Source organism: Cupriavidus sp. SK-4 (assembly GCF_000611125.1).
Classification (GTDB): Bacteria; Pseudomonadota; Gammaproteobacteria; order Burkholderiales; family Burkholderiaceae; genus Cupriavidus; species Cupriavidus necator.
The window spans coordinates 1-9,505 of record NZ_JFJW01000067.1; the positions used below are offsets into that span (position 1 = coordinate 1).

Genomic DNA, 9,505 nt, shown 5'->3' on the forward strand with positions numbered 1-9,505 from the left:
AGATCTTCGGCCCGGTGCTGTCGGTAGTGCGTGTGCATGACTTTGCCGAAGCGGTGTCGCTGATCAATGCGCATGAATACGGCAACGGCGTGTCGTGCTACACCAGCGACGGCGGCATTGCGCGCGCGTTTGCGCGGCAGATCCAGATCGGCATGGTGGGCATCAACGTGCCGATTCCGGTGCCGATGGCGTGGCACTCGTTTGGCGGGTGGAAGCGCTCGCTGTTCGGCGACCACCATGCCTATGGCGAAGAGGGCGTGCGCTTCTACACGCGCTACAAGAGCGTGATGCAGCGCTGGCCGGATTCGATCGCCAAGGGGGCTGAGTTCACCATGCCAGTGGCGAAGTAGTTGTCGTGCCTATCGGGCGGGGACCGGTTGACGGTCCCCGCTCCGTTCAGGCGCCAGCGGCCGCTTTTTCAAGGAGGTAAGGGATGAACGTCAGACGTATCGTCGCCAATATCTCGGCCGCGGAGCCTTCGCTTGCGCGTGCCTTCTACCAGGACGTCCTTGGTCTTGACCTGCTGATGGATCACGGGTGGATCCAGACTTATGGCCGCGACACCGCCATGTCCGTTCAGGTCAGCGTGGCGTCGGAGGGTGGCAGCGGTACACCCGTGCCGGATCTATCCATAGAGGTTGACGATGTCAATGAGGCGCATCGCCGCATGGTGACCGCGGGCTTTGCCATCGAATACGGCCCGGTCGACGAGCCGTGGGGCGTGCGCCGTTTCTATGTGCGTGATCCGTTCGGGCGACTGGTGAATATCCTCATGCACGCCTGAGCGCGGCTATACCGCGCTGCGGGCGCCAGCTTGGCGCAAGGACCTCGGCGCTCCGGTTTCTCCCTTGTTCCAGCGGGCCCTTTTCCATAGAGATACTTGAGGACTCTCGCTAGGGAGGCTGCTTGGCCTTTCCTATCATTCGATGACGTGCCTGCCGCGCGCGGGCGCGCAATGTGACGCCTTCGCGCCGCGGCGGGCGTAAACTACCGCCCTTTTTCCGGGCCCGCGCGCCTTGCCGCCGCGTGCACAGTTGCAGGGAGTCTGAATGAGTTTGTTTCGCACCAAGGACATCGACGCGATGCTGGCCGTCGCGCGCGATGACGGCCTGAAGAAGGTGCTGGGTCCGATCGACCTGGTGATGATGGGCATCGGCGCCATCATCGGCACCGGCATTTTCGTGCTGACCGGCACCGGCGCGCTGACCGCGGGGCCGGCGCTGACGGTGTCGTTCGTGATCGCGGCGCTGGCGTGCGGCTTTGCCGCGCTGTGCTACGCGGAGTTTGCCTCGGCGATCCCGGTGTCGGGATCGATCTATACCTACAGCTATGCCACGCTGGGCGAGATCGTCGCGTGGATGATCGGCTGGGACCTGCTGCTGGAATACGGGCTGGCCACGTCCGCCGTGTCGGTGGGGTGGTCGGGCTACTTCCAGTCGCTGATGGCGGGCTTCGGGCTGAAGCTGCCGGCGGCGCTGAGCGCGGCGCCAGGGTCCGTGCCGGGGGTGAAGACCATGCTGAACCTGCCGGCGTGCCTGATCATGCTGGCCATCACCTGGGTGGTGTCATACGGCGTGCGCGAATCCACGCGCATCAACAACCTGATGGTGGCGATCAAGATCGGCGTGGTGCTGCTGTTTATCGCGGTGGGCGTGTGGCATGTGCAGCCGGCCAACTGGCAGCCGTTCGCGCCATTCGGCTTTGCCGGCATCTTCAATGCGGCGGCGCTGGTGTTCTTTGCCTTTATCGGCTTCGACGCGGTGACCTCGGCCGCGGAAGAGGTGCGCAACCCGCGCCGCGACCTGCCGATCGGCATCATCGGTTCGCTGGCGGTGTGCACGGTGCTGTATGTGGTGGTGGCCGCCATCATGACCGGCATCGTGCCGTTCGCGAAGTTTGCCGGCGTGGACCACCCGGTCTCGCTGGCGCTGCAGTTCGCGGGCCAGAACTGGGTGGCGGGCTTTGTCGACCTGGGCGCGATCCTGGGCATGACCACGGTGATCCTGGTGATGACCTACGGCCAGACCCGCGTGATCTTTGCGATGTCGCGCGACGGCCTGCTGCCCGAGCGGCTGTCGTCAGTGCACCCGGTGCATGCCACGCCGTACTTCGCCACCTGGACCGTGGGCGTCGTGTTTGCCGCGATTGCCGCCTTCGTGCCGCTGAACGTGCTGGCCGAGCTGATCAATATCGGCACGCTGGCGGCCTTCACGCTGATCTCGGTGGCGGTGCTGGTGCTGCGCAAGACGCGCCCGGAACTGCCGCGCGCATTCCGTTGCCCGGGCGTGCCGGTGGTGCCGCTGCTGTCGATCGGCTTCTGCCTGTTCCTGATGGCGCATCTGCAGGTGCTGACCTGGATTGCCTTCCTGGTGTGGCTGGCGGTGGGGCTGGTGATCTACTTCTCCTACGCGCGGCGCAACGCCGTGCTGCATAACCACGGCGGCTGAACTCCCTCAGTTGCCGCGCTCGGCCGCGGCCTTCATGAAGGCTACCGCGCGCGGCTCGTTGGCATAGGCGGCGTTGATCCGGATCCATGCCGAGGTCTCGCCGCCCGGGCGGAAGTAGTTGCCCGGTGCCAGCGTCACGCCGTATTCCTCGCCCAGCGTCACCAGTTCGCGCGAATCCTCGATGCCGGGCGGGCGCGCCCACAGGAAGTTGCCGCCGGACGGCTGGCAGAACACCTCCCAGCCGTTGCCGGTCAGCTGCCGCACGGCATTGGCGCAGGCCTCGCGCACGCGCAGGCGCAGCCGCTCCACATACTTGCGGTAGCCGCCGCGTTCCAGCAGCGCCGCCGTGACTGCTTCCGCGAAGTGCGAGCCGGCCACGCTGGTCAGCACCTTCACGTCGACCAGGTCCTTGACCAGCGCCTTGTCAGCCACCAGGTAGCCGACCCGCAGCGATGCCGACACCGTCTTGGAAAAGCCGCCGATGTAGATCACGTGCTCAAGCTGGTCCAGCGTGGCCAGCCGGTCGGTGAAGTGGGTCTGGAAGTCCGAGAAGATATCGTCCTCGACAAAGCGGAAGCCATGCCGGCGCGCCAGCTCCAGCAGCCGGAATGCCACCGGCGGCGCCAGTGTCGACCCGGTCGGGTTCTGCAGCACGCTGTTGGTGAAGAACAGCTTGGGCTTGTGCTGGCGCAGCAGCGCTTCGGTGGCGTCCGGGTCGGGGCCGTTGGGCGTGTGCGGCACGCCCACCAGCTGCACCCCGTGCAGCCGCAGCAGGCCGAACAGGTTGTAGTAGCCGGGATCTTCCACGAACACCGTATCGCCGGGCTTGAGCAGGTGGCGCACCACCAGGTCCAGCGCCTGGCTGGCACCGGTGGTGATCAGCACTTGCGGCAGTTCGGCGGCGATGCCCAGCTGGCGCACGCGCAGCAACACCTGGCGGCGCAGTTCCGGATGCCCCATCGGCGTGGCGTAGTGGATCACGCTGTCGATCTCGTTGCGCGAGATCGCGCGGATCGCCTGTGTCAGCCCCTCAACGTCGCGCCAGGTCTCCGGCACGAAGCCGCCGGCCAGCTTGAGCGTGCCGCTGGGGTGGTTGAATTGTTCAAGGATGTGGTCGGAAAGATCCTCGGCCAGGCTCGGATCCGACCAGCCGCACGCTGAGCGCCCCGCCAGCGGACTGTCCGCCACATAGAAGCCCGAACCCTGGCGCGAATCCAGCAGCCCCTGCGATACCAGCCGGTCATAGGCTTCGATCACCGGGAAGCGGCTGATGCCGTTCGCGGCTGCCAGCTGACGGATCGACGGCAGCTTTGCGCCAGGCCGAGCCTCGCGGTTGCCGATCCACGACTTCACGCCATTGACGATCTGATCGGTCAGTGGAATTCCGGTAGAAGCATCTAAGATTAGTTTCATAAGGCAGGGCAGCCGGGGGAAACCGGAGGACGCAACTGTCAGGGAAAACTACTGAACAGTTCATCGAAAACTGTTCACAACTGTACATGGGATTGTAGTGAGGGATGCGAATAATGGAAGCGTGGCGGAGAAAGGCGCCGGCTCCTGTGGTCATTCGGCATCCAGGAGTCGGCACCGGACCAGACCGCCGGGCTGATGAGGAGTGCGACATGCGCGAACTACGGACTTTCGAACTGGACGAGCCCGGACAGCCAGTGAGCTGGCGCGCCGGTTACGGGCAGACCGTCTGCGCGGCGGCGGGCAAGCTGTGGGTAACGGTGGAAGGCAATCCCAACGACATCTGGCTGGAGCCGGGCGCCGAACTGCCGTTGCCGGAGGGCTACCGTGTGTGGCTGTCGGGCGATGGCGCGGGCGCGCGCTTCACGCTGGCACAGGTGCCGGCGCCGTGGTCGCTGCGGCGGCTGGCGGCGTGGCTGCGGGTGATGCGGCACCGGGTGGAGGAGCACAGCACGGATGCATTCGGGGAGTGCCCCAGGATCTGGGCCTGAGCGGCCACTCACGCTTTGCCGGAACGGCCACCTGCGGGTGGCCTTTTGTTTGCCCGGGCGCTTGCGCGGCGCCTGCCGCGGGCGCCTACTCTATAGGGACAGCCCCGTCCCACGCACACCGGTCTCGGGGTTCCGCCCCATTGCTTTACGTTAGCGTCAACTTCATATAATCGATCGGCCCCGACCCGGGGCGCAGCCCGCGCATTTGCAGCCAAGCCGGCACAGAACGGCACGTCCGGCGCACACCGCGGCAGCAGCCAACACCAGAAACGGTGGAGACAATGACCGACCTTTCCGATGTGCATGATGTGCGCCGCGGTGCGCCCCAGCCCAAGCCCACCGCGCAGGGCCGCGGTCCGGTCAACAAGGTGCGCTTTGTCACGGCGGCGTCGCTGTTCGATGGCCATGACGCCTCGATCAACATCATGCGTCGCATCCTGCAGTCGCATGGCTGCGAGGTGGTCCACCTCGGCCACAACCGCTCGGTCGAGGAAGTGGTGACGGCGGCGCTGCAGGAAGACGCGCAGGGCATCGCGATTTCCAGCTACCAGGGGGGGCATGTCGAGTTCTTCAAGTACATGGTCAACCTGCTGCGCGAGAAGGGCGGCGAGCACATTCAGGTCTTTGGCGGCGGCGGCGGCGTGATCGTGCCGGACGAGATCCGCGAGCTGCAGGCCTACGGCGTGGCGCGCATCTTCAGCCCCGAGGACGGCCAGCGCATGGGCCTGGCCGGCATGATTGCCGACATGGTGCAGCGCTGCGACATCGACCTGTCGCGCTATGCGCCGGCCTCGCTTGAACCTGTCACCGGCGGCGACCGCCGTGCGCTGGCACAACTGATTACCGCGCTGGAGAACGGCAAGGCCGATCCCGCGCTGGTGGACGCGATGCATGCGCAGGCAACGCAGGCATCGATCCCGGTGCTCGGCATCACCGGCACCGGCGGCGCCGGCAAGTCGTCACTGACCGACGAACTGATCCGCCGCTTCCGGCTGGACCAGCAGGATGCGCTCTCCATCGCCGTGATCTCGATCGACCCGTCGCGGCGCAAGTCTGGCGGCGCGCTGCTGGGTGACCGCATCCGCATGAACGCGATCAACCACCCGAACATCTTCATGCGCTCGATGGCGACGCGCGAGGCGGGCTCCGAGATCTCGCAGGCGCTGCCGGACGTGATCGCCGCGTGCAAGGTGGCGGGCTTCGACCTGGTGATCGTCGAGACCTCGGGCATCGGCCAGGGCGATGCAGCCATCGTGCCGCACGTGGACCTGTCGCTCTATGTGATGACGCCCGAGTTCGGCGCGGCCAGCCAGCTCGAGAAGATCGACATGCTGGACTTTGCCGACTTCGTCGCCATCAACAAGTTCGACCGCAAGGGCGCGCAGGACGCGTGGCGCGATGTCGCCAAGCAGGTGCAGCGCAACCGCGAGCAGTGGCACGGCAAGGCCGAGGACATGCCGGTCTACGGCACGCAGGCGTCGCGCTTCAATGACGATGGCGTGACCATGCTGTACCAGGGGCTGCGCGCGGCGCTGGCCGAACGCGGCCTGAAGCTGCAGCCGGGCGTGCTGCCGGCGCAGGCGGGGCGCATCTCCACCGGCCAGAATGTGATCGTGCCGCCGGCGCGCAGCCGCTACCTGGCCGAGCTGGCCGATACCGTGCGCGCCTACCACCGCCGCGTGATGACCCAAAGCCGCCTGGCGCGCGAGCGCCAGCAGCTGCGTGAATCCAGCCGCATGCTGCAGGCCGCGCAAGGCGATGGCGCGGCGCTGGACGCGCTGGCCGCCGAACGCGACAGCGCGCTGGGCCAGGTCGAGCGCAAGCTGCTGGCGATGTGGCCGCAGATGCGCGAAGCCTACAGCGGCGACGAGTACGTGGTCAGGATCCGCGACAAGGAGATCCGCACCGGGCTGGTCACCACCACGCTGTCTGGCACCAAGGTGCGCAAGGTGGTGCTGCCGCGCTTCGAGGATGACGGCGAGGTGCTGAAGTGGCTGATGCGCGAGAACGTGCCCGGCAGCTTCCCGTACACCGCCGGCGTGTTCGCCTTCAAGCGCGAGAACGAGGACCCCACCCGCATGTTCGCCGGCGAGGGCGATGCCTTCCGCACCAACCGTCGCTTCAAGCTGGTGTCCGAGGGCATGGACGCCAAGCGCCTGTCGACCGCGTTCGACTCGGTCACGCTGTATGGCGAAGACCCGCACGTGCGCCCCGACATCTACGGCAAGGTCGGCAACTCCGGCGTGTCGATCGCCACCCTCGATGACATGAAGGTGCTGTACGACGGCTTCGACCTGACCAGCCCGAGCACCTCGGTGTCGATGACCATCAACGGCCCGGCCCCGACCATCCTGGCGATGTTCATGAACACCGCCATCGACCAGCAGCTCGACAAGTTCCGCGCCGACAACCAGCGCGAGCCCACCGCGGACGAGGAAGCCAAGATCCGCGCCTGGGTGCTGCAGAACGTGCGCGGCACGGTGCAGGCCGACATCCTCAAGGAAGACCAGGGCCAGAACACCTGCATCTTCTCCACCGAGTTCTCGCTCAAGGTGATGGGCGATATCCAGGAGTACTTTGTCCACCACCAGGTGCGCAACTTCTACTCGGTGTCGATCTCCGGCTACCACATTGCCGAGGCCGGCGCGAACCCGATCTCGCAGCTGGCGTTCACGCTGTCCAACGGCTTCACCTATGTGGAGGCGTATCTGGCGCGCGGCATGCATATCGACGATTTCGCGCCCAACCTGTCGTTCTTCTTCTCCAACGGCATGGACCCCGAGTACAGCGTGCTTGGCCGCGTCGCGCGCCGCATCTGGGCCGTGACCATGCGCGACAAGTACGGCGCCAACGAGCGCAGCCAGAAGCTGAAATACCATATCCAGACCTCGGGCCGCTCGCTGCATGCCCAGGAGATCGACTTCAACGATATCCGCACCACGCTGCAGGCGCTGATCGCGATCTACGACAACTGCAACTCGCTGCACACCAACGCCTACGACGAGGCCATCACCACGCCCACCGGCGAATCGGTGCGCCGCGCGCTTGCGATCCAACTGATCATCAACCGCGAGTGGGGCGTGGCCAGGTGCGAGAACCCCAGCCAGGGCAGCTTCCTGATCGAAGAGCTGACCGACCTGGTGGAAGAGGCGGTGCTGCAGGAGTTCGAGCGCATCGCCGAGCGCGGCGGCGTGCTCGGCGCGATGGAGACCGGCTACCAGCGCGGCAAGATCCAGGAAGAGTCGCTCTACTACGAGCAGCTCAAGCACGACGGCACGCTGCCCATCATCGGCGTGAACACGTTCCGCAACCCGGACGGCGACCCGACCCCGCAGAAGCTGGAGCTGGCGCGCTCCAGCGAGGCCGAGAAGCAGAGCCAGCTCAGCCGCCTGCAGGCGTTCCAGCAGGCCCATGCGGCCGAGGCGCCGGCCATGCTGGCGCAGTTGCGCCAGGCCGTGATCGACAACCAGAACGTATTCGCGGTGCTGATGGACGCGGTGCGGGTTTGCTCGCTGGGGCAGATCACCCATGCGCTGTTCGAGGTGGGCGGGCAGTACCGGCGCAATATGTAGAGCCGGCGGCACCGCGCAGCAAGCAGTGCCCGATTACCGCGCAGGGCGGCCGCAGTGAAGGGCCGCCCTGCGTTACACTCGAAGGCTGCGCCGGCGGTCGCGCCACGGCAAACGTATTCGAGACAACTGCAAGCCAAAGATCATGGACACCCAGTACAACCCGACCAATATCTTCGCGAAGATCCTGCGCGGCGAGCTGCCGTGCATCAAGGTCTACGAGGACGACGACACCATCGCCTTCATGGACATCATGCCGCAGGCCGACGGCCATACGCTGGTGGTGCCCAAGGAAGCCGCGGTCAACCTGTTCGACCTGTCCGAGCAGGGCGCGCAGGCCGCCATCGTCGCCACGCAGCGGGTGGCGCGCGCGGTGCGCGCGGCGTTTGCGCCCGACGGCATCTCCATCGGCCAGTTCAACGGCGCGGCCGCGGGCCAGACCGTGCCGCACGTGCATTTCCATATCGTGCCGCGCTATGCCGACAGCGCCCTGCGCGGCCACGCGCGCGAGATGCAGGACCCGGAACAGCTCAAGGGCCATGCCGAGCGCATCATTGCCGCGCTGCGCGAGCAGGGCGCCTGAACCCGCGCCTGAACCGATTTATCAGCAATCCAACCAAGCAGAGGAAGACAAGATGAGCATCAGGACAGTGGGCATCGTCGGTGCCGGCACCATGGGCAATGGCATCGCCCAGGCCTGCGCAGTGGTGGGTCTCAACGTGGTGATGGTCGACATCAGCGATGCCGCCGTGCAGAAGGGTGTTGCCACCGTGGCGGGCAGCCTGGACCGGCTGATCAAGAAGGAAAAGCTGACCGAGGCCGACAAGGCCAGCGCGCTGGCGCGCATCAAGGGCAGCACCTCGTATGACGATCTCAAGGCCACCGATATCGTGATCGAGGCCGCCACCGAGAACTATGACCTGAAGGTCAAGATTCTCAAGCAGATCGACAGCATCGTCGGCGAGGACGTGATCATCGCGTCCAACACCTCGTCGATCTCGATCACCAAGCTGGCCGCCGTGACCTCGCGCGCCGACCGTTTTATCGGCATGCACTTCTTCAACCCGGTGCCGGTGATGGCGCTGGTGGAACTGATCCGCGGCCTGCAGACCAGCGACGCCACCCACGCCGCCGTCGAGGCCCTGTCGAAGCAACTGGGCAAGTACCCGATCACGGTCAAGAACAGCCCGGGCTTCGTCGTCAACCGCATCCTGTGCCCGATGATCAACGAGGCCTTCTGCGTGCTGGGCGAAGGCCTGGCCTCGCCGGAAGAGATCGACGAAGGCATGAAGCTGGGCTGCAACCACCCGATCGGGCCGCTGGCGCTGGCTGACATGATCGGCCTGGACACCATGCTGGCCGTGATGGAAGTGCTGTACACGGAGTTTGCCGATCCGAAGTACCGCCCGGCGATGCTGATGCGCGAGATGGTGGCTGCCGGCTACCTGGGCCGCAAGACGGGGCGCGGCGTGTACGTCTATAGCAAGTAAGCTGCCCGGCACTTGCCGCGTGGTACGGCGGCCGCCTG

General features: G+C 66.1%; 8 protein-coding genes. 7 read left to right on the forward strand and 1 reads right to left on the reverse strand.

Annotated features, from left to right (window positions below):
• The 3 genes from CF68_RS14210 to CF68_RS14220 all read left to right on the forward strand — a co-directional run.
• Positions 1–350 (forward strand): aldehyde dehydrogenase family protein (locus CF68_RS14210; RefSeq protein ID WP_035819799.1); only part of this gene is annotated, 350 nt, incomplete at its 5' end.
• Positions 351–433: 83 nt separating this feature from the next.
• Positions 434–784, forward strand: a complete 351-nt coding sequence (locus CF68_RS14215; protein WP_035819800.1) for a VOC family protein — start codon at positions 434–436, stop codon at positions 782–784.
• A 265-nt stretch (positions 785–1,049) separates the two neighbouring features.
• The gene (locus CF68_RS14220) at positions 1,050–2,447 is read left to right on the forward strand and encodes an amino acid permease (RefSeq protein WP_035819802.1); all 1,398 of its coding nucleotides are present in this window, start codon (positions 1,050–1,052) and stop codon (positions 2,445–2,447) included.
• 6 nt (positions 2,448–2,453) lie between these two features.
• Here the strand turns inward: CF68_RS14220 and CF68_RS14225 are convergent, their stop codons facing one another.
• Positions 2,454–3,860: a PLP-dependent aminotransferase family protein gene (locus tag CF68_RS14225; protein ID WP_035819804.1), complete on the reverse strand. Its 1,407-nt coding sequence runs from the start codon at positions 3,858–3,860 to the stop codon at positions 2,454–2,456.
• Positions 3,861–4,069: 209 nt separating this feature from the next.
• Here CF68_RS14225 and CF68_RS14230 point away from each other — a divergent pair, with 209 nt between their 5' ends.
• From CF68_RS14230 to CF68_RS14245, 4 genes are all read left to right on the forward strand, one after another.
• On the forward strand, positions 4,070–4,408 hold the full coding sequence (locus CF68_RS14230; RefSeq protein WP_035819806.1) for a DUF2917 domain-containing protein: 339 nt from the start codon (positions 4,070–4,072) through the stop codon (positions 4,406–4,408).
• A gap of 281 nt (positions 4,409–4,689) precedes the next feature.
• The gene (icmF, locus tag CF68_RS14235) at positions 4,690–7,980 is read left to right on the forward strand and encodes a fused isobutyryl-CoA mutase/GTPase IcmF (RefSeq protein WP_035819808.1); all 3,291 of its coding nucleotides are present in this window, start codon (positions 4,690–4,692) and stop codon (positions 7,978–7,980) included.
• Positions 7,981–8,122: 142 nt separating this feature from the next.
• Positions 8,123–8,560: an HIT family protein gene (locus CF68_RS14240; protein ID WP_013955378.1), complete on the forward strand. Its 438-nt coding sequence runs from the start codon at positions 8,123–8,125 to the stop codon at positions 8,558–8,560.
• A gap of 52 nt (positions 8,561–8,612) precedes the next feature.
• The gene (locus CF68_RS14245; protein ID WP_035819811.1) at positions 8,613–9,467 is read left to right on the forward strand and encodes a 3-hydroxybutyryl-CoA dehydrogenase; all 855 of its coding nucleotides are present in this window, start codon (positions 8,613–8,615) and stop codon (positions 9,465–9,467) included.
• Positions 9,468–9,505: the final 38 nt, after the last annotated feature.